Consider the following 25048-nt stretch of genomic DNA (forward strand, 5'->3'; position numbering starts at 1 on the left):
CGATTGCGGTCGACAACGGTGTACCGGACGCAAAGCGGCGGGACCGGAAAAGCGCGGCCCGGCCGCCTTCCGGCGTTACGCGCGGACCACCCCGAGCGGGGCTTGCGCACATTGCCGACGCACTGCACTGTGGTCTGCGAGTCCGGTTCGACGACCTTCGTGAGCGCCTTCCACCTCCCGCGGCGCGAGGAGGTTCTTCGGCGTGCGGAAAGGCAGCGGCGATGACAGCAGTTGGCGCGCGTCCGGCGGATGCGGGCGGCGGTGCGGCGACCGGAGCGAAGCTCGCCCATCCACCGGAGTGGCCCGTCTACCGGGACGACACCATCGAGTCGGTGGCCCGAATGCTGCGCGCCGGCCGGTCGTTCGACTACGGGCACGGGCCGGAGATCGCCGCGCTGGAGGAGGCGTTCGCGCGCTACCACGGCCGCCGGCACGCCCTCGCGCTCAACTCGGGCACCTCCGCGCTGTTCGCCGCCTACTTCGCGCTCGGCCTCGGCGAGGGCGACGAAGTCGCCACGCAGGTCTACACGTTCTTCAGCGCGGTCAGTCCCCTGCTGCTGCTCGGTGCCGTCCCGGTGCTCACCGATGTCGCGCCCGCCACCGGCCAGGCCACCGCCGAAGGGCTCGCCGCGGCATTCACCCCCCGGACCAGGGCGATCGCCATCACCCACCTGTGGGGGAACCCCGGCCCGATGGACGCAATCATCGCCCTTGCCCGGGAGCGGGGGGTCCCGCTCGTCGAGGACTGCTCCCACGCCCACGGCGCGCGGTACCGCGGCCGGCCGGTCGGGTCGCTCGCGGACATCTCCGTCTTCAGTATCGGCGGGCACAAGGCCGTCTCCGGCGGCCTCGGCGGCATGCTGCTCACCGACGACCCGGACCTCTACGCCCGCGCCTGCCTGCTCGCGAACTTCCGCCACCGGACGGACCTCACCATCCACGACGAGCGGTACGCGGCGCTGCTGCCGACCGGACTCGGCGGAAACCTCCGGATCAGCCCGACGGCCGCGGTGCTGGCCCTGGAACACCTGGAGAGCCTGGACGTCATGGTGTCCCGCCGGCAGGCGAACATGGGCGCGCTGGTCGACGGCCTCACCGCCCTGCCCGGCATCCGGGCCGTACCGGTGGAGCCGGGCAGCAGCACGGGCGCGTGGTACGACGGCGTGGTGGAGGTGGGCGACGACGCCCGCCTCGACCGGGACACCCTGGTCCGGCTGCTCCAGAGCCGCGGGCTGAACGTGCGGGCGCCCTCGACCCGCCCCCTGCACCACTACCCGCTCTTCCGCGGCAGCGCGCCGGACTGGTCGCCCCGCACCGCGCGGGCCGCCCGCGCGGCGGCCCGGTCCGGTGCCCGTGCCTTCCCGCGCGCCGACCACCTCTTCGCCCACTGGCTCCGGCTGCCCGTCAGCTTCCTGTACGAGCAGGACAGTCCGCTGCCCGGACGCTACGTCGAGGAGTTCGCGGAGCTCCTCGCATGACGCCTCAGGCGCGCGCCACCTGGCGGAGCCCGGCGGAGCCCGGGCCCGCGGCGCCCTCGGCACTGTCGGCGCTGCACGTGGTGGCCCCCGGCTCGCTGCTCGCCTGGCTGCCGTACTTCGTGGCCGACCCCGGTGGCCTTGACCAGGTCGTGCACGCCGGCACCGGCCCGGACCTGGCGTCCGAGGAGGCCCGGGACGCGCTGCGGGGCACGGACGCGGACCTGGTGGTGTTCCACTCCAGTCACGAGACGCTCCTGCGCGACAGCGCGCTCGCCGACGAGCTGCGCGCCCAGGGACGCACCGTGCTCGCGCAGTCGGCACGCGCGGCACGGCTCGGCGTCGACAAGTTCGCGATGCGCGGGCTCCTCGACGAGGAAGGGCTGAGCACGCTTCCCTGGTGGCCGGGCGACCGGCCGCGGCCGGCGCCGGCCGGCGACACGCCGGTCGTGGTGAAGTCGCGCTTCGGCACCCAGAGCGAGGGCATCCGACTCGACCTGGCGGGCGCGGCCGCGGCCGGACCGGACGAGTTCTGCGAGAGCTATGCCGACGGCACCGAGTACTCCGTGCTGGTCTACCGGGACGCCGCGGGCGCCGCGGTGCTGCCGCCGGTGTGGAAGGGCGCCACCAGCCGCCACCTGGTCCCGCCCTGGCGGCGGTTGCGGCTGTGTCCCGACCCGTTCGGCGGCCCCGCCCTCGACCGGGTGCTGCGGGAGTTCGGCCTGCGCACCGCGGCGGCCGCCGGCTCGATCGGCTGGGCGGAGGCCGAACTCCTGGTCACGGCGGAGGGAACCGTGCACGTCCTGGAGATCAACCCACGGGTGTCGGGCACGCTGCGGATCGCCGCGCTGGCCGCCGGGCTGCCGGTCTTCGACATGCACCGCAGACCGGGCGCCCGCGGAGACCTCCCGGCCCACGGGGTCGCTGCCGAACTGCCCTACTCCGGGCCCTCCTTCGCCGATCCGGAGCGCGGGGTCTTCGCCACGTCCCGGCTGACGGCGGTGGCACCGACCTACGGCGAGCTGGCGACGGTCGTCCAGCAGCGGGCGGGTGACTGCCCGGTGGTGGAGGGCACCGCGCGGTTCGGCCCGGTACTGGCGGGACTGGCGGGCGCCGAGCGGTCCGGACCCGGTACCCCCCACGCGGTCACCACCCCACGGAGGAAGCCAGTGCGCGATCGGACACGTGCGCGGAACCCGGCGCCCAGGACGGGCTTCTCGGGCTGGCCCGAGCTCACCGCCGAGCGCACCAATCTCGCCGTCGGGATCGCCCCGTCCCCGAAGTGGCTGTCCGCATGGGGGCTGCGGGACGACCCGGCCGGCGTGGAGGAGTTCTGCAAGCGCCTGCTGGACGCCGTGGAGAGCGTCGCCGCGGTCAAGGTGCAGACGCCGTTCTTCGAGCGGTTCGGCCCGGAAGGGCTGGAGCTGATGGCGGCGTTCCTGGCCGGTTGCGCCCAGCGCCGCACCCTGACCGTGGCCGACGCGAAGCGCTGCGACACCGCGGACACCATGGCCGCGTACGCCGATCTCTATCTGGGCCCGCAGAGCGTCCTGGGCGCGGACGCTGTGACGGTGGCGCCCTTCCTCGGTCTCGATGCCACCGCCGCGCTCTTCGACCTGGCCGCCGGCCGGCGGTGCACGGCGTTCCTGCTGGTGCGCACCAGCAACCATGAAGCGGGAGCCCAACTCGCCCGGAGCGCGGACGGGGTGACGGTCAGCGAGCAGCTCGCCGACGGGATCGCCGGCCACAACCGCCGTTTCGCCGCCGACGGTGCCCCCGGTCCCGCGGCGGCGGTGGTGGGCGCTCCCCCGCACGAGGCGGTGGCCCTGCTGCGGCGGATGCCCGGCACCCTGGTCTCGCTGCCCGGGCTCGGCAGACCGGGCCGCACCGTCGAGGAGTTCCGCGAGGTCGTCGGGGCGGCGGGGCCGTCCCGAGCGATGCTGCCGATCACCTCAGGAGTGCTCGAGGCGGGACCCGCCGCCGTGCTGGACCGGGTCCGCCACTGGCAGGAGGTGCTGCGGCCACTGCGCGGGTGAGCGAGGCCCTCGCCCGCTCGCGCACACGACCGGTCCCGCCGTCCAGATTCCGCTTTCCGGTGCCGCAGGAGGAGCCGATGAACGATCTGCCCCGGCCTTTCGCCCGAAACGGCCCCGAGCCGTCCGATCGCACGGTGATCGCCCGTACCCCGGTGTGGACGTTCCTGCCGCCGGCCGAGCCGGTGGGTGCCGTGCTCTTCCTGCACCACCGCACCGGGCTGGACGACTTCACCGCCGACATCACCGCCCGCCTGCTGGGGCTGGGATGTGCCGTCACCGTGCCGGAACTCTTCGCCGGGCAGCCGCCCGGCCTCGCTCCCGAGGAGCGCAAGAGCCTGCTGCGCGACGAGGAGTTGCTGGAGGTGATGGCCGGGGGGACGCGGCTCCTGCGCCGGACCGGCCGTGACGTGGCGGCGCTCGGCTTCTGCATGGGCGGCCGGCTGGCCTTCCTCGCGGCGGTCGCGGGGACCGGCGTCGACCGCTCCTGCTGCTTCTACGGCGGCGCCCTGGACCAGGGCTGGCACCACGCCGTCAGTCCGCTGGAGCGGACGAGCGCGGGGGCCGCACCCGTCCAGTTCCACCGCGGATCGCGGGACACCAACCCGGACGCGGGGCGACTGGCCCGCGCGGTGCAGGCGTTCGACGAGGTCGGCGGCTACCTGGAGGCCTGCACCTACGCGGGCGCCGGGCACGCCTTCGCCAACCGCTTCGCGGCGGACCGCCACCACCCGGTCGTGGCCGCGCGCGCCTGGGACCGTGCCACCGCCTTCCTGGGGCTCGCCGCGCCGGTGGAGCCGCGGCGGCACCCCGCGGGCGCCGCGGCCGGCCGGCCGGAGGACCCGCGATGAGCGTGGAGGGCATCTCGCGCCCCGGCGGCGGCTCCGGCGCCGAGGGTCCGCTGACCTACGCGCAGGAGGGCATCTGGCTGACCGAGCGGATGTTCCCGGAGTTCGCCACCTACACCGGGGTGCGGTGCTTCGCGCTGCGCGGCGACCTCGACCCCGGAGCACTGTCCCGGGCCGCGGCCCGGCTGGGCGAACGCCATGTGGCGCTGCGCACGGTCATCGACGTGGTGGGGGGCGTTCCGCGCCAACGGGTGTGTGTCGACCGGGAGCTGGCACCGGAGGAGGTCGATCTGCGGGGCGACCCGGACCCCGCCGGCGCCGCCGCGCGCCATGTCGACGCCGCCGCGGCCGGCAGCTTCGACCTGTCGCGGGGCCCGCTGTTCCGGATCGTCGTCCTGCGCACCGGCGAGGACCGGTGGACCCTGCTGCTGGTGGCCCACCACGTGGTCATCGACCTGCTGTCCTGGCCCATCCTGCTCGCCGACCTCGGCGCCCTGTACGGCGCCGAGACCGGCGGCGGCGACGCCGGGGAGGCCGCCGAGGCGGCTCCTCCTCTCCGGCCGGCCGACTACGCCGCCTGGCAGCGCGCCCGCGAGGACCTGCCGGAGGTGCAGCGGCAGGTCGCCTACTGGTGCCGCCGGCTCGCCGACTGCCCGCCCGTGCTGGACCTGCCGACGGACCGCCGGCGCGACAGCGACCGCGAGCGCGGAGGAGGCGTGCACCAGGTCACGCTGCCGGCGTCGGTGACCGGCGAACTGGCGGCGCTGACCCGCTCGGAGCGCACCACTCTGGTGGTGGCGTCCCTGTCCGCGCTCGGCGTCCTCCTGCACCGGTACACCGGGCAGGAGCACCTGAGCATCGGCCTTCCGGTCGCGGGCGAACGCTTCCGTCCCGAGGTCGAGCGCCTGGTCGGGATGTTCGCCGGGTCGTTCCCGGTGCCCCTGGACCTGAGCGGCGACCCCTCCTTCCGCGAGTTGCTCACGCGGACGAAGGCCACCGTCTTCGGTGTAATGGGCAACCAGGACGCCCCGTACGAGTTGCTGCTGCGCACCCTGCGGCCCGACCAGGGCGTCAGCACCGTCGCCTACCAGCAGGTGAGCCTGAACATCAGGTATCCGGAGCAGGGTTCCTTCGCGCTGGGCGACCTGGCGACCGTCGCGGTGCCGCACCAGCGGTGGTTCCCGCTGGGCGACCTGACGCTCACCGTCGACGCGAGCACCGATCCGACCATCCTGTACTGGATCTACGACAGCGCGCTGTTCGACGCCGGGACCGTGGCCGCGATGGCCGACCAGTTCACCCGTCTCCTGGCCGACGCCGCCCGCCACCCCGATCTCCCCGCCAGCCGGCTGTCGTTGGCCGAGCCCCCGGCCGCCCTTCCGGCCGGCGCCGCCCCGAGCGGGACCGTGCACGCCCGCTTCGCCGCGCAGGCCCGGCGCCGCCCCGACGCGGTCGCCGTCGTCCACGGCACGCGGCAGATCGGCTACGGCGACCTCGACCGGCGTGCCGACGCCGTCGCGGGGTACCTGCGCCGGCACGGCGTCCGCCGCGAGGACACCGTCGGGGTGTGCCTGCCGCGCTCGGTGGACCTCGTCGTCGCCTACCTCGGCATCCTCAAGGCCGGCGGCGCCTACGTGCCGCTGGACCCCGACCACCCGGACCCCAGGCTCGGCGAGGTGCTGCGGCAGTCGGGTGCGCGGTGCGTGGTGACGGACGCCGCTGCCGCGGGCCGCGACTGGCCGCGGGGCCTCGGCGTCCTGCGCGTCGAGGAGGCGGCCACCGGCCACCGGGAGGCCGGCCCGCTCGCTGACGACGGGCACCCGGACGCCCTCGCCTACGTCATGTCCACCTCCGGGTCGACCGGCGTCCCCAAGGGCGTGGCGATCACCCACCGCGGTGTCGTCGGTCTGGTGGTCGACGCCAACCACGTGAGCATCGAACCCGGCGACAGGGTCGCGCAGACGGCCAACCCCTGCTCGGACAACACCACCTTCGAGATCTGGGCTCCCCTGCTCAACGGCGGCTGCGTGCACATCCTCGACCGCGACGTGATCATGTCGCCGCAGGCGCTGCGACGGGCCCTCACCGACGCGCGGATCGACGTGCTGTCGGTGCCCAGCGCACTCGTCAACCACGGGGCGTACACCGGGCACCTCGGCGGCGCACCGCTCAGGGCGCTGTACTTCGGTGGCGAGGCCGGCAGTCCGCACGCGGTGCGCGCGCTGCTGTCCACCGGCTTCGGCGGGCAGGTCGTGCACACCTACGGCCCGACGGAGACGACCATGCTCGCCACCTACGAGCCCGTCAGCCATGTCCCCGACCGGGCGGTGCGCCTGCCGGTGGGCCGTCCGGTGTCCGCGACGGACGTCCACGTCATGGACGACCGGATGCGGCCGCTGCCGGTCGGCGTGCCCGGGGAGCTCTGCGTCGGCGGGGACCGGATCGCCCGGGGCTACACCGGGGCCGCGGCCTCGACGGCGGAGCGCTTCGTCCCGCACCCGCTCGCCGGCCGTGAGGGCTCCCGGCTGTACCGCACCGGTGATCTCGCCCGCCGGCTGCCGGACGGCAGGTTCGAGATCCTCGGGCGGATGGACCGCCAGGTCAGCGTCCGTGGATTCCGGGTCGAGCCCGGCGAGATCGAGAGCGCGCTGGCGGCGATACCAGGGGTCGGCGAGGCGGTGGTCGTCGCGGCTCGCGCGCGGGACGGCGGCGCGGATGGCGGCGCGGACGGCGGCGGCCTGGTCGGCTACGTGTCGCCGGGCGAGTCCGCGTCCCTCTCCCCCGCCGTGCTCCTGCGCACCCTGCGGGAACGCCTTCCCGAACACATGGTCCCCGCGCACCTCGTGGTGCTGCCCCGCATTCCGCTCACGCCGAACGGCAAGGTCGACCACCAGGCCCTGCCGGCGGTCACCCCCGGGGCCCGCGTGTCGGGCACCCCGATCACCGACGCCACCGAGAAGGTCGTCGCGGACCTCGTGACCGACCTGCTGGGCCTGGAATCCGTCGGCCGGCACGACCAGTTCCCCGTGCTGGGCGGCAACTCGCTGTTCCTCGTCCAGTTGCTCACCGAGCTGGAGGCCCGGGGCCACGAGGTTCCGGTGCAGGTCCTGCTCGCCCGCCAGAGCGTCGCCGAACTCGCCGAGTGGATGGGCTCGCAGGCGGTGCCGGCCGACGTCACGTCCGGCGCACCGACCCTGGTCCTGGTGGGCGTCGAAGGCGCCGGCCTGGGATACGGCCCCTGGCTGAGCGCGATCGGCGACCGCTACCCGCGCCGGCTGGTGGACGTCGTCGGCACCCGCGGCAGCCACCTGACGGCCCTGGCGGCGGCGCAGGTGACGGCACTGCGGGAGACGCTGGCGGCGACCCCGGTGGTGTTCGCCGGATGGTCGGCGGGCGGCGTGCTGGCACACGAGATGGCCCGGCTGTGGCACGAGAGCGTGGGCGGGCTTCCGCCGGTGCTGCTGATCGACTCGCCGGTACGCCCCGCACCGGCCGCACCGGGCTCGTCCGGCGTGCTGGCCGCCTTCCTGCACGATCTCGCGTTGCGCGCGGACATCGCGCTCCCGCTGCCGGACCACGTCGACGAGCGCTTCCCCGACCGCGTGCTCAAGGACGTGGCGGCCGGGGGCCTGCTGGACGTCGACGAACTACTGGCGCGGTACGAGGCGTTCAGCGCCACCGTCGAGCTGGTACTCGCGCACACCCCGACGTACTACCCGGGCCCGGTGAGCCTGGTCCAGGCGGCGCGGTCGCGGTCGCTCGCGACGGACTGGCGCCCGCTGTGCGGGGCGCTGGAGGTCGTGGACCTGCCCGGCGACCACTACTCGGTGCTGCGAACGCAGCCGCGGCGTCTCGTGGAGCTGGGGGCCGCGCTGCTGCGGCGGGCCCGGGCCGAAGCGAGCGACCGCGAGGCACGTCCCAGGATGAGGTGATCACGTGGCGGCACTGCACAACACCGGTACCGAACCGGCTACGGGCATTCACGAACGGGTTCGGCAGTGGGCCGAACGGCAGCCCGACCAGATCGCGATCAGCGCGGAGGGCACCAGCCTCACCTACCGTCAACTGGTCACCCGGGCCGAGCTGCTGGCCGAACAGCTGAGCCGGTCCGGGGTCGGCCACGAGACGGCGGTCGGCGTCACGGCCCTGCGCTCACCGGAGTTCGCCGTCGGAGCCCTGGGCATCCTGATGGCGGGCGCCTACTACGTGCCCGTCGACCCCGGTCACCCGCAGGCGCGGCAGGAGGCGACGATCGCGGAGGCGGGGGTGCGCCGGATGGTCACCCGCCCCGCCGACGTCGGCCGCTGGAACGCGCCGGGGCCGGCCGGCGTCGCCATACCCGGCGACACCGGCGCTTCACCGGCGCCCGCCGGCCCGCGCCGGGCGACCCACCCGGAGAACCTCGCCTACGCCATCTACACCTCGGGGTCCACCGGGCGGCCCAAGGGCGTCGCGGTCAGCCACCGCAACGTGCTCGACCTGATCGACGGCGACCCCCGGTTGCGCATCGCCCCGGGCGACGTCGTCGCGCAGTTCGCGCCCACCTCCTTCGACGCCTCGGTCTTCGAGCTGTGGTGCGCGCTGGGCAGCGGTGCGCGCGTGGAGGTCATCGCGCGCGACGACCTGACCATCCACGCGATGGCCGGAGGCATCCGCGCCGCGGCGCCGGACTGGCTCTTCCTGACCACCGGCCTCTTCCACGCGCTGATGGAGCAGGCCCCGGACGCGCTGGAGGGCGTCACCCGGGTCATCACCGGCGGCGACGTCCTGTCCGCCCGGCACGTCCGCGCCGCCACCGGGCGCTGCGCGCGGGTGTACGCGGCCTACGGACCGACCGAGACGACCGTCTTCAGCTCCCTGCACCGGGTCGACCCGGCCGGCACCGGTGAACGGGTCCCGCTGGGTACCCCGTTGGCCGGCCGGAGCATGGAAGTGCTCGACGCCGACCTGCGGCCGCTCCCGGACGGGGAGACCGGCGAGATCTACGTCGGCGGCGGCGGAGTCGCGCGCGGCTATCTGCACCGCCCACGCGAGTCCGCGGAGCGCTTCGTGCCCGATCCCTTCGCGGCGGCCCCCGGCCGGCGGATCTACCGCACCGGCGACCTCGGCCGCCGTCTCCCGGACGGCGCGGTCGAGTTCGTGGGCCGGATCGACCGGCAGGTGAAGATCCGCGGCTTCCGTGTCGAGCCCGCGGAGGTCGAGGCGTTCCTCACCACGTGCGAGGGGGTCTCCGCCGCGGCCGTCACCGTCGTGGGCGCCGCCGAGGAGGAACGGCGCCTGGTCGCCTACGTGGCGGCGGAGCCCGGGGCCACCCTCAGCCAGGCGGACCTGCGGTACCTCGCCGACGAGGGACTGCCCGGCTACGCCCGCCCGTCGTACTACGCCCTGCTCGACGAACTCCCCCTCGACCGGAACGGGAAGGTCGACCGGCGGGCGCTGCCCGCGCCCTGGCGCTCGCGGGAACTGATGGGACTCGACGACTACGTCCCGGCGTGGACCGCGACCGAGAAGGCCGTCGCCACGACGCTCCAGGAACTGCTCGGCCTGGACCTGGTGGGGAGGGATGACGGCTTCTTCGCGCTCGGCGGCACCTCGCTGCAGAGCGTGCAGGTCCTGGAACGGCTCCGGTTGATGGGCTACCGGCTGTCGTCACGCGAGTTCTTCGCGCACCCCACCGTCGCGCTCCTGGCGGAGTTGCTGGACGGCCGCAGTGGCAGCACCTCCGGGGGTGCCGCCGAGTCCGCCGGTGCCGCCGGCGTCGTCGAGGCCGTCGAGGCCGAGACGGGACGGTCATGAAGATCACCTCGTCGACACCTGACGACGACGTCGACCTCGCCACGGTCGACCTCTTCGACCCCGGCCGCTACCGGGACGGCTGCCAGCACGCCGCGTGGCGGACGCTGCGCCGGCACGCCCCGGTGTGGCGTCAGCACGCGGCCGGCGGCACCCCGTTCTGGTCGGTCACCCGGCACGCGGACTGCGGCAGGGTACTGCGGGACACGGAGACCTTCAGCTCCGAACACGGCACGATCCTCGCGTCGGTGGGGGTCGGCGACCCGGCCGGCGGCCAGACCATCACCCTCATGGACCCGCCGGAGCACGGCGAGGTGCGGATGCCCGCGATGCGGCTGCTGAGCCGGTCGGGCGTCGAGCGGCGGACCGCCCGGATACGCGAGCGGATCGACGACCTGACCGCCTCCTTCGTGGCCGCGGGCGGCGGGGACTTCGCGGAGGTCGGCCGGCGGCTGCCGATGGCGATGTTCGGCGACCTCATGGGCGTGCCGGAACCCCTGTGGGAGGAGATCGGGCGCTGGGCGGCGGTGAGCATCGCGCCGGAGGAGCCGGAGTACGCCGTCGGCGCCACCGTGCAGGAGACCATGCTCAACGCCCACCACGAGTTGTTCGACCTGTTCACCGAGGCGCTGCGGCACCGCCGCCGCGACCCGGGCGACGACCTGCTCACGGTCCTGTCCTCCCTCACCGTGCGCGGGCGGCACCTGACGATGCGGGAGATCGTGCTCAACTGCTACAGCTACGTCCTCGGCGCCCACTCCACCACGCCGCACGTCGCCGGGCACGTCCTCCACATCCTCACCCAGCAACCGGAGTTGAGCGCCGCGGTGCGCGCCGACCACCGCCTGCTGCCCGCGCTCGTCGAGGAGGGCACCCGGTGGACGTCACCGACGCACCATCTGATCCGGCGCGCCACCCGCGACACCGAGCTGGCCGGCGTCCGGGTCCGCGCCGGCGACTGGGTCTGCGCGTGGGTCGCGTCGGCGAACCGGGACGAGGACGTCTTCGAGGACCCCTACCGGTTCCGGATCGACCGGCGCTCCCACGGCCACCTCGGATTCGGCGCCGGCCCGCACTTCTGCGTCGGCACGCACCTGTCGCGCGCCGCGCTCGTCATGCTCCTCACCCGGCTGCTGCGACCGTCGGCGGTCGTCGAGGCGGTCGGCGAGCCGACCCATCTGTACTCGAACTGGATCAACGGCCTGACTCACCTACCGATCGGCTTCCGGGGCTAGGACTATGCGGAACGCACTCACCACTGACGACCTGACCGTGCCGCTGGACACCATCGACCTCTTCGACCCCGAACGCTACGCGGGTGGCACCCAGCACCCCGCCTGGCAGACCCTGCGCGAGCGGGCACCGGTATGGCCGCAGACCGGTCCGGGAGGCGCCCGCTACTGGTCGGTGACCCGCTACGACGACGTCCTGCGGGTCATCAAGGACCACCGGACCTTCAGCTCGGAGCACGGCACGATCCTCGCCGTGCTCGACGGCGACCTGGCCGGCGGGCGCACCATCAACCTGATGGACCCGCCGCGTCACACCGCCGTGCGGGTGCCGACGATGCGGCTGCTGTCCACCGGCGCGATGCTCCGCCACGAGGACCGCGTCCGGGCCAACGTGCGGGCCCTGCTCGCGCCGTTGAGCGGCGGCGGGGTCGTCGACCTGGCACCGCTGGTGCTGCCGCTGCCGCTCGCGGCCGTCGGTGACGTGATCGGCATCCCGAGCGAGCACTGGGCCGACGTCGCCCGTTGGACCATGGCCGGAGTCGCGCCGGCCGACCCGGCGTTCCACGACGGAAGCGTGCAGGAGACCCTGCGGACCGCGCACCACGAGCTCTTCGCGCTCTTCCACAGCCTTGTCCGTGCGCGCAGGTCGCGACCGCGGGACGACATCATCACCAGCCTCCTCGCGGTCGAGGCCGACGGGCGCCGGTTCACCACCGAGGAGGTCGTCCTCAACTGCTACAGCTTCATCATGGGCGCCAACACCACCACCCCCCACGTGGCCGCCCACCTGCTGCTCGCCTTCGCCGAGCAGCCGGAGCTCTGGCACGCGCTGCGCGCCGAACCGCACCGGGTCGAAGCGGCGGTCGAGGAGGGACTGCGCTGGGCCACCCCCACCAACCACCTGGTGCGCCGCGCCAAGCACCGCACCACCATCGCCGGTACCGAGATCGCGCCCGCCGAACTGGTCTGCGCGTGGGTGGCGTCGGCCAACCGGGACCCGTCCCGCTTCACCGACCCCCACCGTTTCGATCCGCGGCGCACGCCGAACCCGCATCTCGCCTTCGGAAACGGCATCCACTTCTGCAACGGCGGTCCCGCCGCCCGCCTGGTCCTTCGCGTGCTGCTGGAGGAACTGCTCCCGGCGGTCGAGCGGTGGGAGCCGGCCGGCGAGGTACGGCACCTGCACTCGAACTTCATCAACGGGATCACCGGCCTCCCCCTGCGCGTGCACCTCGCGGGACGGGAGAAGGGCTCTCGCGGCCGGCAGGACCCGCGGGTGAGCGCATGACCGGCGGCCCGCGGTCCACCCGACCGGACGACGTGCCCCCGACCGACCGCTGGTTCATCCGGCCGGTCCCCGACGGTGAGGCGCTGCTGTTCTGCCTGCCCTACACCGGCATGGGCGCCTCGACCTACCACGACTGGCCCGCCTCGGGTCTCGGTGCCTTCCAGGTCGTGCCGCTGCAACCGCCGGGCCGGGAGGGCCGGTTCCGGGAGGAGGCGCACCCGACGCACGCGGCGTTCGCCGCGGACCTGGTGACGGCCATCGAACCCCACGTCCGCGGCCGGCGCTACGCCTTCACCGCGCACTGCGGCGCCGTCCCGTACGCCCTGGAGACGATCCGGCTGACCCGCGAGCGGGGACTGGCGCCGCCGGTACGGCTGTTCGCGTCGTCGTGGGGCGCCCCGCACCGCGGCCTGTACGGCCGGCTCAACCATGTCGACCTGGCCGCGTTCGACGCGGTCGCCGAGGTCAGGAGCATGGCGCGGCAGGTGGGCCGCCCCCTGCCCGACGACCTGGCGGAGCTGGCCGCCGAGGTGCTGGCGGCGGAACTCGCCGTCCAGCGCGGCTACTCCTACCGGCCGGCCGAGCCGCTGCCCTGCCCGGTGAGCGTCATCGGGTGGAGCCGGGACGACGTCGTCCCCGACCGTGAGGTGCATGACGGGTGGGACGAGTGCGCGCCGGTGAGCCACCACACGCTGGACGGTGGGCACCGCGACTACCTGCGCTGCCCACCCGCCCTGCGTGACCTGATCGCGCGCGCGGCCGGCCGGTGAGCGCGGCGGCGCCGCTGCTACCGGGTGGGCGGCTGGTCGAGGTGGTCACCCTGGCCGACGGCGTACGCCTCACCGACCCAGCCGGCGAACTCGTCGTCCAGCTCCTCCAGCGAGGTGACCCGGAAGTGCAGCACGAACAGCCGCTTGGTGTACGGCGCCGACCGGCGAATCCGCGGATCGGTGACGCTGCGCTGGAGGTCCAGGTAGCCGTCGAGCCGGTCCCGGCCCGGGCTCGCGCCGGCGAACCCCCGGCGCTCGCCCTTGAGGGTGATCGCCGACTTCGCCACGGAATAGGTGAACGACCCGCACGCTTCGGCCAGTTCGATGAAGCGGTGGTAGAGCGCGACGACTTCCGGCGGTTTGCCGACCAGGTGCCGCTCGACAGTCCATTCGTCGATTGCCATGCCGGCGATGGTAGCGACACTCCTGCACGCGTCCCAGCCCTCGCATGACCCACACCGACGAGAGGAACCACCGATGGACGGCGGATCAGACCACGCCTACGCCACCAGTGCCTGCGTGTGGGGCACCGACCCCGAACCCCTCCTGACGGAAACGGCCAGGGCCGCGCCGGTCTCCGGATGGCGCGTCCTCGACGCCGGCTGCGGGGAGGGCCGCAACACCGCCCACCTCGCGCGTCTCGGGGCCACGGTGCGCGCACTGGACATCTCCGCGCTGGCCATCGAGCACGCCGTGCGGACCTCCGGCGAGCTGCCCGGTGTCAGCTGGGAGCAGGCGGACCTCCGCGACGTCGAACTGCCCGTCGCCCACTACGACCTGGTCGTCGTCGACAGCGTCGTGCACTGGCTCGCCGACGCCGACGACGCCGTGCGCGTCATCACCCGGCTGCGGGAGGCGACGAAGCCCGGCGGCCGCCACCTCATGTGCTGCTTCAACGACCGGCACCAGGAACTGGACGGGCACCGGGCGCCGCCGCGCTTCATCCCCACCCATTCCTGGTGCCTCTCGCTCTACGACGGCTGGAGCGTCGAAGCGGTCCGCGACGAGACCTTCGTGTCGTCCCACGCCGGCGTACCGCGCGAGCACGGCCACTCCGTGACGAAGGTGGTGGCGCGCCGGCCCACGACGCCCGCGCCGCCGGAGGGGGCGTCATGACCACCGTGCAGAGTCCCGGGTCCGCCGCGGCCGCGTCGCGGCGGGTGGACCCGGACCCCTGGTGGAGCGACCCGCTGCGCGAACGGCTCACGGAGCTACGCGACATACTCGACCACAGCCGGTTCGGCTTCCCCGGTCAGCGCTGGGACATCACCGAGGGACCGGACCGGGGCCGGAAGGCCGTACAGACCTCCGGCGGGCACTTCGTCGGCCCCGAACTGCCCCCGGGCCGCACCGTGCGCATGCGCACCCGGCTGAAGGCGCCGCGGCGGGTGGGCCGGATCGAACTCGCCGGGGAGCGCCTGGACTGCCACGTGTTCAGCCGGTTCCCCTTCCGGCTGCGGTGCGACGGACGCGAGGTCGCGCGGTGCGACGACCCGCCGATCATCCGCGGCCGGATACTGACCGGCGTGCTGCCCGAGCTCGTGCCGGGCCGCGTCCACGAGCTGGACCTCACCATCGACGTCCCGGACAACCTGGTCGCCTACGGATTCCGGCTGGCGTTCTCCACGCCGCTGCTGCGCGAACGCTGGCACGACGCCGACCGCGCCTGGGCCCGGCTGCTGCTGGCGACGGAGCAGCGCCCGGACCTGCGCCCCGCCGTCCTGGCCGCCATCAACGAGCGCGCCGAGGAGTTTCCGGCCGCCACCGTCGACACGCTTCCCGACCTGCTCTCCGAGGTGCTCCCGCCGGTCCGTGCGGACCTGGAGCCCTTCCCCGAAGTCCACCTCGTCGGGCACGCCCACCTCGACCTGGAGTGGCTGTGGAACTGGGACCAGGCCGGACGGGCCGCCAAGGCGGTCTGCGCCCGGGCCGTCGAGCTGCTGGACTCGCACCCCGACCTGTGCTTCAGCCTGAGCCAGCCCGTGGTGTACGAGATGCTCCGCGCGGAGGAGCCCGCCCTGATGGACTCCGTCCAGCGCCTGATCGACGGCGGGCGATGGGAACCGCTCACGGCCACCTGGGTGGAGCACGACATGAACGTGCCGTCGGCCGAGTCCGTCGCCCGCCAGCTCACCGAGGGGCTGCGCTACAGCGAGCAGGTGCTGGGGGTGCGCCCCCGGGTCTGCGTCGCCGCCGACACCTTCGGCCACCCCGCCACCCTTCCCGGTCTGCTGGCCCGGGCCGGCTGCACGGCGTACTTCCACACCCGCTGCCACCCGCTGCCGCGACACGGCGGACCCGCCTACCGGTGGACCGGACCGGACGGTTCGAGCGTGATCGGCGTGGTGACCGACGCCTACGACGGGGAGCTGCTCCACAGCCGGGTCGCCGAAGCGGCCGTGCAGGCACGCCGAGCGGGCCTGGACGTGGGGGTGCTGTTCTTCGACATCGACGGGCACACCGGGCAGGAGGTGCGAGAAGGGCTGGCCCGCCTGGCCCGGCACGCGTCCGGCAGCGGGCTCCCGGCAGCCCGTCCCTCCCGGTTGGACACCTTCGTCGACGCGGTGGCACGCGGGCCGCTGCCCGACTTCCAGGCGCTTCCCCCGACCATCTCGGAAGGCGCGTACACCACCCAGGCGGTGGCCAAGCAGAGCATCCGGCAGGCGGAGAGCGCCCTGTTGGAGGCGGAGGCGCTGTCCTGCATGGCGGGCCTGGACCAGCGCCGCGAGCTGCGCCAGGCCTGGCGCGCCCTGCTCTTCCGGCAGAACCACGACACGGCGGCGGGTACCGCGATGGCCGACGTCTACACCCGGCTCGCCGCCGACTCCGCCGCCTGGAGCCGGACCGTCGCCCGGCTGCGCGACGCCTCGCTGGCGCGGCTGCCCCTCCCGCCGGACGCCGACCTCGTGGTGGCCAACCCGACGCCCTGGCAGCGCGAGGAGTGGATTCGCGCCGACGACGCCGTGCTTCGCTCCCACCGCGCCCCGACCGTGGCCGTCTCCGCCGGCGGGGAGCGGTTCGCGCTGCAACGCACCGGCACCGGCACGGGGTTCCTGGCGCCCGTCGGGCCCTGGGAGGTCGGCGCGTTCCGCCTCGAGGAAGGCGAGCAGCCCCCCGCGCCGCCGGACGCGATCCTGGAGTGCGGCAGCCACGGCGCCCCCGAGGTCTTCGTCGGCGAGGAGAACCGCAAGGAGTTCTTCGCGGTGCGCAACCGGTTCTTCTCCTTGCTGGTCAGGGGAGACGCCGGCGCCATCGTCTCGCTGACCATGCGCGAGGGGCACCGCGAACTCGTGGCGTACGGCACCCGACGCAGGACCACGTTCCCCAACACGGCGCGCCCCGAACTGGGGCTCAACGTCCTGCAGATCGCCCGCGAGCGACCGCACGCGATGTCCGCCTGGCACCTGCACGAGGTCCACCAGGAGGTGTCGCTGATCCACACCGGCCGTACCTCCTGGCGCGAGCAGGGCCCGCTGCGGGCCGTGCTGCGCACCGAGCACACGGTCGGAGCCACCTCCGTCGTGCAGGACCTGACGGTCTATCGGGATCTGCCCCGCATCGACGTGACCCTGCACGTCGACTGGCACGAACCCGTCGGCGACGCGCACGGCGCCGCGGCGTTGAAAGTGGCGTGCACGCCCGATCTGCCAGCTGCCCGCGTGCACGCGGCGGCCGCCGCAGGTGTGGTCGAGGTGTCCGCCAACGGCCAGGAGCGCCCGATGCAGCGCTGGGTGGACGTCGGCGACGGCGCGCACGGCGTCGCGCTGGTGTCGGAGGACCGCTTCGGCTACGACGCGCTGGGGCCGCGCGTGCGCATGACCGTGCTGCGCAGCGCCTACGATCCGGCCGCCGGATCGGACCTCGGCTCGCACACCTTCCGCTACAGCATCGTGCCGCACCCCGGCACCTGGCAGGACGCCCGCCTTCCGTTGCTGGCCGAGCGGTTGGTCCGGCCGGTCGTCGTCGGCGCGCCGGGCCGGCCGGCCGCGCAGGCGCAGGGCCGGCGCCCGGTGCCGGTGCCACTGCCTGTGCCGCTGCCGGTGCCGACCGCGGACAGCAGCGGGCTGGTCGGCGCGGTCAAACGGGCCGACGGCGGCGACGGGCTGATCTACCGCGTCGCCGACTGGTCCGGCCGCGGCGGCCGCACCACCCTCGAAGGGCTGCCGCCCGACGTGGAGTGCCGGCGGACGACGCTCACCGAGCAGCCCGGGGAGCGCCTGCCGGTCGACGCGGGCCGGCTCACCGTGACGTTGGCACCGTGGGCGTTCGAGACGTTCCTCCTCCGCTCGCCCTCGTTCTCGCCCGCGGCACCGCCCCGTCCCGACCCGCGTGACGCACCCCGAGGGTGACCGCGCCACCAGAAGGAGTCCCACCGATGACGCCTATGCCGATCGTGCTGGACAGCGATCCCGGTCTCGACGACACGGTCGCGCTGCACTACCTGCTCACCCGACCGGAGTGGGATCTCCGGGCCTACACGGCGGTCGGCGGAAACCTCCCGGTGGACGGCACGTTCCGCAACGCGCGGGCGATCGCGGCCGCGTTCGGGATCGACGCGGACGTGCCCGTCCACCGCGGCGCCGGACGGCCGATCAGCCGGGTCACCGTGCGATCGGACTTCCACGGTCCCGAGGGCCTGGGCCGGCAGACGCTTCCCGACTCGCGCGTCCGGCCGCCCGCCGAGGACGCGGTGTCGGCCCTGCTGCGCCTCAGCCGCCGCTTCGAGGGCGAGTTGACGGTCGTGGCCACCGGACCGCTGACGAACGTGGCCGCCGCGCTGGTCCTGGACCCGGGGTTCGCCCGGCGGGTGCGGGCCCTGGTGTTCATGGGCGGCGCGGCCCGGGTGCCCGGGAACATCACCCCCGTCGCGGAGTTCAACATCTGGGCCGATCCGGACGCCGCCGACATCGTCGTGTCCAGCGGGATCGAGTTCACCATGGTGGGGCTGGACGCCACCCAGCTGGCCGTCTTCGACCGGTCCGACCTGGCGGTCATGGAGGAGCACGGCGGCGCCGGAACGGAACTGTCCGCACGCGTCCTGCGCGACTACCTCGCCGCGTACGCACGGTTCACCGGTCAGGAGCACTGCTTCCTGCACGACCCGCTCGCGGTCGCGGTCGCCACCGATCCCCGCTTCGCGGCGCTGGAACACGGTGCCGTCGTCGTCGGCTGCGACCTCGGGCTGGGCCGGGGCCGCACGGTCTTCGTGCCGGAGGTCGAGACGAACAACCCCAACCTCCCGCCGGGCATCAGCGAACGCCTCGACATGTGCGGCCGGGTGGCCATCGGCGCCGGCACCCGCGACTTCGTCCCCGACTTCCTCGCCCGGCTCACCGGCGGCGCCCACCCCTCCTGATCCCGGTACCGGCCCCTCCCGATCCCGGAGCCCGGCCACGTGCCCGCCGTGCACACCGCGGACGTTCCCACGCCTCCCTCGATCCGACGACCCCGCGAGGTAACCAGTGGCTCAGAACCCGACCCAACTCCTGGCCGAGGCCATGGCCGACGTCTCGGTGGTCCTGCTCGTCAGTGCCGCCCTGACCCCGCTCTTCCGGCGGCTCCGGCAGCCCCAGGTGATCGCCGAGATCATCACCGGCATCGCCCTGGGCCCGAGCCTGCTCGGGCTGCTGCCCGGGAACCTGCCGCACCGGCTGTTCCCCCCGGCCGTACGACCGGACCTGGCAGCCATCGCCCAGGTGGGCATCCTGCTGTTCATGTTCCTCGTCGGCTGGCAGATGAACGCCGCGGAGATCCGGCGCAGCAAGAACGCCGTACTCGGCCTCTCGCTCGCGTCCATCACGCTGCCGTTCGTCACCGGACTGCTGCTGGCGACATGGCTGTTCCACGACCACGCCGAAGTCGCCGGCCACCGTGTCGGCGAGTCGGCCTTCGTGCTCTTCGTGGGCACGGCCATGGCCATCACCGCGTTCCCGGTACTGGCCCGGATCATCCTCGAACACCGTCTGCAGATGACCAGGGCGGGCGTGCTCGCTCTGGGCAGTGCGGCGATCGGCGACGTCCTCGCGTGGTGCATGCTCGCCGTCGTCTCCGCCGTCGCGGTGTCGGACGGCCCCGGGAAGCTCCTCGGCATCGTCGGGTACTCCGCGCTGTACGTCGTGGTGCTGGTCGTTGCCGTCCGGCCGCTGGTCAGGCTGCTGGTCGTCCGCGCCACCCGCAACGGCGACGTCTCCCCGCTCCTCCTCGGCGTGTTCGCCAGCGGCGCGTTCCTCGCCGGCTACGTCACCAACCAGATCGGCCTCGACGCCATCTTCGGGGCGTTCTCCTTCGGCCTGATCATGCCGCGCGAGGCGCACCGCTCCCTGCAACTGCGGGTCCGGATACCGATGGAGCACGTGACCGCGCTGCTCCTGCCGGTGTTCTTCGTCAGCACCGGCCTCGCTGTCGACGTCACCCGGCTCGGGGGCGGCGGAGTGCTCGAACTGCTGGCCATCTGCGGGGTCGCCAGCCTCGGGAAGCTGCTCGGCGGGACCGGCGCGGCCCGCCTGTCGGGCCTTTCCTGGCGGGAGTCCCGCACGGTCGGGTTCCTGATGAACACCCGCGGTCTGACCGAGCTGATCGTCCTCAACGCGGGCGTCACCATGGGTGTGCTGGACGGCCGCATGTTCACGATGATGGTCATCATGGCGCTGGTGACCACGGCGATGGCCGGCCCCTTCGTCCCGCACCTGCCCTACGCCCGCGCGGACGAGGCCGTCACCGCCGAGCCGACCGAGCCCGCCGAGCCGTTGGAAAGGAGCGAGCGGTGACCGCCGCCCGGGACGTGCCCGGCGAACCGTGACCGGCTGCCGCTGACCTCCGGTCAGCTGGTGCCGGGTACGATCCGCGAGTGATCCGGTCCCTTGCGCGCCGTCCCCGCCTGCTCGTCCTCGGCGTCTGCGCCGTCGTGGCCGTCACGACGGTGGGGTGGTACGCCACGCAGTCCGTGCGCCCGCGCTGCGGTGTCGTCATCTTCTCCGGCCCGTACACCTCTGTCGGCGGGCCCGACTCGTCCAGCGACAACGGGAAGGTCCGGACGGACCAGCGGTTGGCGGACCGCGCCTATCGGCAGGCCGCTGCCGCGGCGGGGTGCCGTCCCCCGCATGCCCGCTGGCACGGATGGTTCGCCTGACCGATCCTCAGGTGTCGGTCCCGCCCGTCCGCGGAGTGCCGTCGTCCGGGGGCGGGTTCGGGGGGCCCGCCGGTCGCTGGTCGTGGTCCTGCTGCGCCCGTACGAAGTCCTCGGCGACCATCGCGGAGAGGTCGAAGTACGCCTCGCGGGTCTTGGGTCGCAACCTGTCGAGGTCGATCTCGGCGCCGGTGGCGAGGTGTTCGTCGAAGGGGACGACCTGGACTCCGCGGCAGCGGGTCCGGAAGTGCGCCACGATGTCGTCGACCCTGATCATCTTGCCGGTCTCGCGCACCCCGGAGATGACGGTGATGCTGCGGGCGACGAGTTCGGCGTAGCCGTGGGCGGACAGCCAGTCGAGGGTGGTGCTGGCGCTGGAGGCGCCGTCCACGGACGGCGTCGAGACGACGATCAGCTGGTCGGCCAGGTCCAGCACCCCGCGCATCGCGCTGTAGAGCAGCCCGGTGCCCGAGTCGGTGAGAACCAACGGGTACTGGCGGCCCAGCACGCCCATGACCCGGCGGTAGTCCTCGTCGTTCAACGCCGACGAGACCGCCGGGTCCACGTCGTTGGCGAGGACCTCCAGACCGGACGGCGCCTGCGAGGTGAACCGCCGGATGTCCATGTAGCTGGTGAGGTACGGGATGGCCTGGACCAGGTCGCTGGTCGTCGCACCGGTCTCCCGGCGCACCCGGCGCCCCAGCGTGCCCCCGTCCGGGTTGGCGTCGAACGCCAGGACCTTGTCCTGCCGCTCACTGGCGAGCGTGGCACCCAGCCCGACGGTGGTCGTCGTCTTGCCGACACCACCCTTCAAGCTGATGACCGCGATCCGACAACACGCCAGCACCGGAGTGCGGATCAGCTCCAGCTTCCGCCTCCGCTCCGCCTCCTGCTCCTTCCTGCCGCCGATCCTGAACCGGGACGGCTGCGTGTTGGCACCGGGTCTCGGCCTCGGCTGGTCGCGCAGCAGCCGGTCGGAGGACAGCTCCACCGCCGCCGTACGACCCAGCGGCGCGGCGCCGCCGAGGGGGGACAGGGCCGGCTCGGGGCGCCCCCACCCCGCCGGCGCGGGATGAGCCTCCAGGGATGCCGCGAAGGCGTCGGCGAGCGCGCGGGCGGTGGGCCGTTCCCGCGGGTCCTCGTGGACGCAGCGGTCCAGCATCCGGCGCAGCTCCTGGGGCAGGCTCGCCATCTCGACGAGATCGATCGCGACACGGCCCTGGAACTGGCGCAGCGCCCGGCCGGCGCACACCTCCTTCAGCAGGAGTCCGAGCACGTAGACGTCGGTCGCGGAGCCGTACACCGTGCCCAGGTCGCCGAATTCGGGGGCACGGTACCGGGGCGGCCCGCGATGCGCGGACAGCGGTCCGGGCGGCCGGCCGTCGATCTGCGTGCGTGCCCAGCTGGTGATGTACGCCGTGCCCCGCGCGACGGTGATCGACCTCGGGTTCAGGCCCAGGTGCACCATGCCCTTGAGGTGACAGATGCTCAGCGCCTCCGCCAGATGCCAGCCGAGGGTCCGGAAGCGCCGGCCGCCCCCCATGGGGCCCTCGGCGGCGACCAGCGCGGTGAGCGAGGGCGCGGGGTCCATGGCGTCGTCGGTGATCAGCTCGGTCGCCAGCCACGGTGGCCGCTCGTCGATCCCCTGGGCGAGGATGCGGGGGGCGTACCGCCCGTTCATCCGTCGCAGTGCCTCGGTCTCGACGGACATGAGTTCGCGGGCGAGGGCGACTTCCGGGGTACGCGGCACGCGGACCAGGGCCGACCCGCCCCGGACGTCCCGGCCCAGGTAGTTCACCGCGAAGCTGCCCCGGTCGTTGCGCCGCAGCAGCCGGTACGGCCCCAACTGCCGCAGATCCTGGGCCCGCAGCTCCTCCCAGTCACCGCTCGCGGCAGGGGCCCCCACGGTGGGGGCCGGGTCGAGCCGTGAGGGCACCGGCGCCTCCGGCCCGCCGGGTCCGGCCGCCTCTCCTTCGGGTTCCCGCGCGTCCGGGAGGCTCGCGCCCATCGTCCGCAGCAGGCCCGGGCCGAGTGCGGTGAACGGGCGCGCGCCGGCGGACAGCCGCGCGCTGCCGCCAGGATGCGGCAGCCACGCGGGGAACCGGTCGGGTCGCGGGTCGAGGGCGGCGAGCTGTTCGGCCACCGCACGGCTGGTGGCGGCGAGTTCGGCGGTGGGCACGGTGTCGAGGAGGATCTGCCGGGCGGCCGGGTCGAAGCGGAAGCTCTGCCGGTGCGGTGGCTGCCCGTCGGCGACCGGGCGCATGAGCCCGCCGAGGAAGACCTCCACGAGGTGCGCCGTCTCGCACGTCCACGGCACGGCCTGCTGGATCAGCCGCATGACCGGCACCGAGACCGTGCCCACCACGGCCAGGTGGGCGGCGAGGCGGTACGCCTCGGACGACGCGGCGTCCCGGAAGCGGAGTACCGCCTCGGCGGGATCGGTGCTCCGGGTGGGCGCCGGGTTCCGCCGCTGCGGGGCGTACTGCGGTGCCAGCAGCGGCAGGACCGCCGTGGCGCCGCCGGAGCCGACCAGCCGTGCCCACGCGGCGACCGACGCCGGCTCGGGCCGGAGCACCGGCACCGGCACGTCGTCGAAGTCCACGGTGCCGGGCGGCAGGAGCGGATCGTCGACGGTCCACGTCCCGTTGGCGGCGGCGGCCTGACGGGACGTCACCCGCCACGGGTCCGCGCGGATGCCGGAGCCCTGCCACAGGCGCGGCGGCAGCACGTGCATCACGGCTGTCGGCCCCACTCCCGCCCAATGGTCGAGGACGCCGCGCATCCGGCCGTCCCGCCACGCCTCGCCGACCCCGTCGCTCACGACCAGGACGAGGCTGCGCCCCGACGGGTCGGCGGCCACCGCGGCCGGCAGCCGGGCGCCCGGCGTGAAGGGACGGGACGACAGGTACGGCGCGTCGGCGCCCCGGCTGCCCAGGCCGTGGACGCGCACGGCGCGGAACGCCCCCAGGCGCTCCAGCAGCATGCGCAGTTCGGCGCCGAGCCGACGCCACAGGAGCATCGACAGGCCGTCGTCCACCACGAGCACCAGGTCCAGCCCGCGCTCCCGCGCGGGCCGCAGCACCACGTCGGGCAGCCCGGTCTCCGCGTACGCGGCGGCCGTCGCCGGCTCGTCCAGCTCGGTGCGGCGCGCGGCCGGCCGGCTGACCCGCAGCGGCCTGAGGGCTCGTCCCAGCGGGAGCGTGCCGGCGCCCAGCGCCCGCTCCCCGGGCAGGCCGACCGGCAGGGCCCGGGTCCCGGGCGCGGTCGCCTCGGCGTCGGGCCGCCGGCCGCCGGCGTGCACCGGCACGGTCGCCGGCTCCGGAACGGGCGCCGGGGAGTCCGCCGCCTCGGGGTCCGCCGCCGCCTGCTCCGGCTGCACGGCCGGTGCCGGGACCGCGCCCACCGCCTCGGCCAGCGGGGCACCTGCGCCGCGCGGCACCCGGCTGGCCAGCCACAGGACGTCCAGCAACTCCTCCGGGTCCAGGGTGACTCCGCAGGTGTCGAGGACGCTCAGCAGCCGCTCCACCGGGCCGTCACACCGTCCGGCCCAGGCGGTGGAGCACCGCGTCCAGGAGGCCGTCCGCGTCGGTGTCCACGCCGCCGACGCGCAGGAAGACCGCGTTCAGCAGCTGGTCGGTGGCCAGTTCGCCCGCCACCCGGCGGTTCTCGAAGACCTCCAGCAGGTCCTCGGCCTGGGCCAGTCCCTCCGCACCGAGGTGGGCGGCGACGATGTCCCGGAGCCGGTCGCGGTCCGGCTCGGGCAGGTCCAGCCGTACGCAGCGGCGCAGGAACGCGGGCGGGAAGTCGCGCTCACCGTTGCTGGTGATGACCACCACGGGGAACTCGCGGCAGAACGCACGTCCCCGTTCGACCCGCACGTGCTCGCCGTTGTCCTCGGTCAGCACGTCCACGGCGGACTGCTCCTCGGGCAGCCGGGCCAGTTCCGGGATCTCGAACTCGCCGTCCTCGAAGGCGGCCAGCAGGTCGTTGGGGAGGTCCACGTCCCCCTTGTCGAGCTCGTCGACGAGCAGGACGCGTGGCCGTCCCCGGTGGGCGAGTGCCGTCCCGAGCGGCCCCAGCCGTATGTACGTGCCGATGCCCGGCTCCGCCTCGCCCCGGTCGCGGCTCAGCGTGGTCTCCCTCAGCCGTCCGATCGCGTCGTAGCGGTAGAGCGCGTCCTGAAGGGTGGAGCGGCTGTTGATCGGCCAGCGCAGCACGCGCCCCAGGCCGAGTTCATGGGCGAGGGCGTGCGCCAGCGAGGACTTGCCGCTGCCCGGATGGCCGGTGACCAGCAGCGGGCGGCGCAGGTGGAGCGCCGCGTTGACGATGTGCGTCTCCCGCGCGCCGATCAGGTACGGCCGGCCGCGCGCACCCTGCTCGCCGCTGAACCGGCGCCAGGGCGGGGCGGTCGGCAGGTCCGGCCGCCGGGCCTGCCCGTCGCCCTTGAACAGTTGCCAGTCGTGGTCATGGATGTCGGTCATCG

The 25048-nt window shown here is 74.2% G+C and carries 16 protein-coding genes; 13 read left to right on the top strand and 3 right to left on the bottom strand.

Annotated elements, in window-relative coordinates:
* Nucleotides 1-221: 221 nt before the first annotated feature.
* From OG896_RS06055 to OG896_RS06090, 8 genes are all read left to right on the top strand, one after another.
* A complete protein-coding gene (locus OG896_RS06055; protein ID WP_329363113.1) occupies nucleotides 222-1478 on the top strand; it encodes a DegT/DnrJ/EryC1/StrS family aminotransferase in 1257 nt (418 codons plus the stop codon).
* Nucleotides 1475-3511, top strand: coding sequence for an orotidine-5'-phosphate decarboxylase (gene pyrF / locus OG896_RS06060; protein WP_329363115.1), 2037 nt, complete (start codon nucleotides 1475-1477; stop codon nucleotides 3509-3511). Before OG896_RS06055 ends, pyrF begins: the two co-directional genes overlap by 4 nt.
* A 77-nt stretch (nucleotides 3512-3588) precedes the next feature.
* Nucleotides 3589-4359 (top strand): dienelactone hydrolase family protein, encoded by a 771-nt coding sequence (locus OG896_RS06065; RefSeq protein ID WP_329363117.1) that lies wholly within the window; start codon nucleotides 3589-3591, stop codon nucleotides 4357-4359.
* Nucleotides 4356-8288 carry a non-ribosomal peptide synthetase gene (locus OG896_RS06070; RefSeq protein WP_329363119.1) on the top strand — a complete coding sequence of 1311 codons (3933 nt, stop codon included), beginning with the start codon at nucleotides 4356-4358 and terminating at the stop codon, nucleotides 8286-8288. The genes OG896_RS06065 and OG896_RS06070 overlap by 4 nt, the downstream gene beginning before the upstream one ends.
* A gap of 4 nt (nucleotides 8289-8292) precedes the next feature.
* Complete coding sequence (locus tag OG896_RS06075; RefSeq protein ID WP_329363121.1) at nucleotides 8293-10152, top strand: non-ribosomal peptide synthetase; 1860 nt, start codon at nucleotides 8293-8295, stop codon at nucleotides 10150-10152.
* Nucleotides 10149-11384, top strand: coding sequence for a cytochrome P450 (locus OG896_RS06080; protein ID WP_329363124.1), 1236 nt, complete (start codon nucleotides 10149-10151; stop codon nucleotides 11382-11384). The genes OG896_RS06075 and OG896_RS06080 overlap by 4 nt, the downstream gene beginning before the upstream one ends.
* 4 nt (nucleotides 11385-11388) lie before the next feature.
* A complete protein-coding gene (locus OG896_RS06085) occupies nucleotides 11389-12669 on the top strand; it encodes a cytochrome P450 (protein ID WP_329363126.1) in 1281 nt (426 codons plus the stop codon).
* Nucleotides 12666-13439, top strand: a complete 774-nt coding sequence (locus tag OG896_RS06090; RefSeq protein WP_329363128.1) for a thioesterase II family protein — start codon at nucleotides 12666-12668, stop codon at nucleotides 13437-13439. Before OG896_RS06085 ends, OG896_RS06090 begins: the two co-directional genes overlap by 4 nt.
* Nucleotides 13440-13456: 17 nt before the next feature.
* Here OG896_RS06090 and OG896_RS06095 read toward each other — a convergent pair whose 3' ends face one another.
* Nucleotides 13457-13843 (bottom strand): DUF5655 domain-containing protein, encoded by a 387-nt coding sequence (locus OG896_RS06095; RefSeq protein WP_329363130.1) that lies wholly within the window; start codon nucleotides 13841-13843, stop codon nucleotides 13457-13459.
* A 73-nt stretch (nucleotides 13844-13916) separates the two neighbouring features.
* On the opposite strand from OG896_RS06095, the gene OG896_RS06100 reads away from it, so the two are divergent.
* The 5 genes from OG896_RS06100 to OG896_RS06120 all read left to right on the top strand — a co-directional run bounded on the left by OG896_RS06100 (nucleotide 13917) and on the right by OG896_RS06120 (nucleotide 20568).
* The gene (locus OG896_RS06100) at nucleotides 13917-14555 is read left to right on the top strand and encodes a class I SAM-dependent methyltransferase (RefSeq protein WP_329363132.1); all 639 of its coding nucleotides are present in this window, start codon (nucleotides 13917-13919) and stop codon (nucleotides 14553-14555) included.
* On the top strand, nucleotides 14552-17788 hold the full coding sequence (locus OG896_RS06105) for a glycoside hydrolase family 38 C-terminal domain-containing protein (protein ID WP_329363134.1): 3237 nt from the start codon (nucleotides 14552-14554) through the stop codon (nucleotides 17786-17788). Before OG896_RS06100 ends, OG896_RS06105 begins: the two co-directional genes overlap by 4 nt.
* A 26-nt stretch (nucleotides 17789-17814) precedes the next feature.
* Nucleotides 17815-18795, top strand: coding sequence for a nucleoside hydrolase (locus OG896_RS06110; RefSeq protein ID WP_329363135.1), 981 nt, complete (start codon nucleotides 17815-17817; stop codon nucleotides 18793-18795).
* A 106-nt stretch (nucleotides 18796-18901) separates the two neighbouring features.
* Nucleotides 18902-20206, top strand: coding sequence for a cation:proton antiporter domain-containing protein (locus OG896_RS06115; RefSeq protein ID WP_329363137.1), 1305 nt, complete (start codon nucleotides 18902-18904; stop codon nucleotides 20204-20206).
* A gap of 80 nt (nucleotides 20207-20286) precedes the next feature.
* On the top strand, nucleotides 20287-20568 hold the full coding sequence (locus OG896_RS06120) for a hypothetical protein (RefSeq protein ID WP_329363139.1): 282 nt from the start codon (nucleotides 20287-20289) through the stop codon (nucleotides 20566-20568).
* A 7-nt stretch (nucleotides 20569-20575) separates the two neighbouring features.
* Here OG896_RS06120 and OG896_RS06125 read toward each other — a convergent pair whose 3' ends face one another.
* Together OG896_RS06125 and OG896_RS06130 are read right to left on the bottom strand one after the other, a co-directional pair.
* Nucleotides 20576-24091 carry an SAV_2336 N-terminal domain-related protein gene (locus OG896_RS06125; RefSeq protein ID WP_329363140.1) on the bottom strand — a complete coding sequence of 1172 codons (3516 nt, stop codon included), beginning with the start codon at nucleotides 24089-24091 and terminating at the stop codon, nucleotides 20576-20578.
* A 7-nt stretch (nucleotides 24092-24098) separates the two neighbouring features.
* Nucleotides 24099-25046 (bottom strand): AAA family ATPase, encoded by a 948-nt coding sequence (locus tag OG896_RS06130; RefSeq protein ID WP_329363141.1) that lies wholly within the window; start codon nucleotides 25044-25046, stop codon nucleotides 24099-24101.
* Between the last annotated feature and the right edge of the window lie 2 nt (nucleotides 25047-25048).

It is taken from the genome of Streptomyces sp. NBC_00669, from assembly GCF_036226785.1.
Classification (GTDB): Bacteria; Actinomycetota; Actinomycetes; order Streptomycetales; family Streptomycetaceae; genus Actinacidiphila.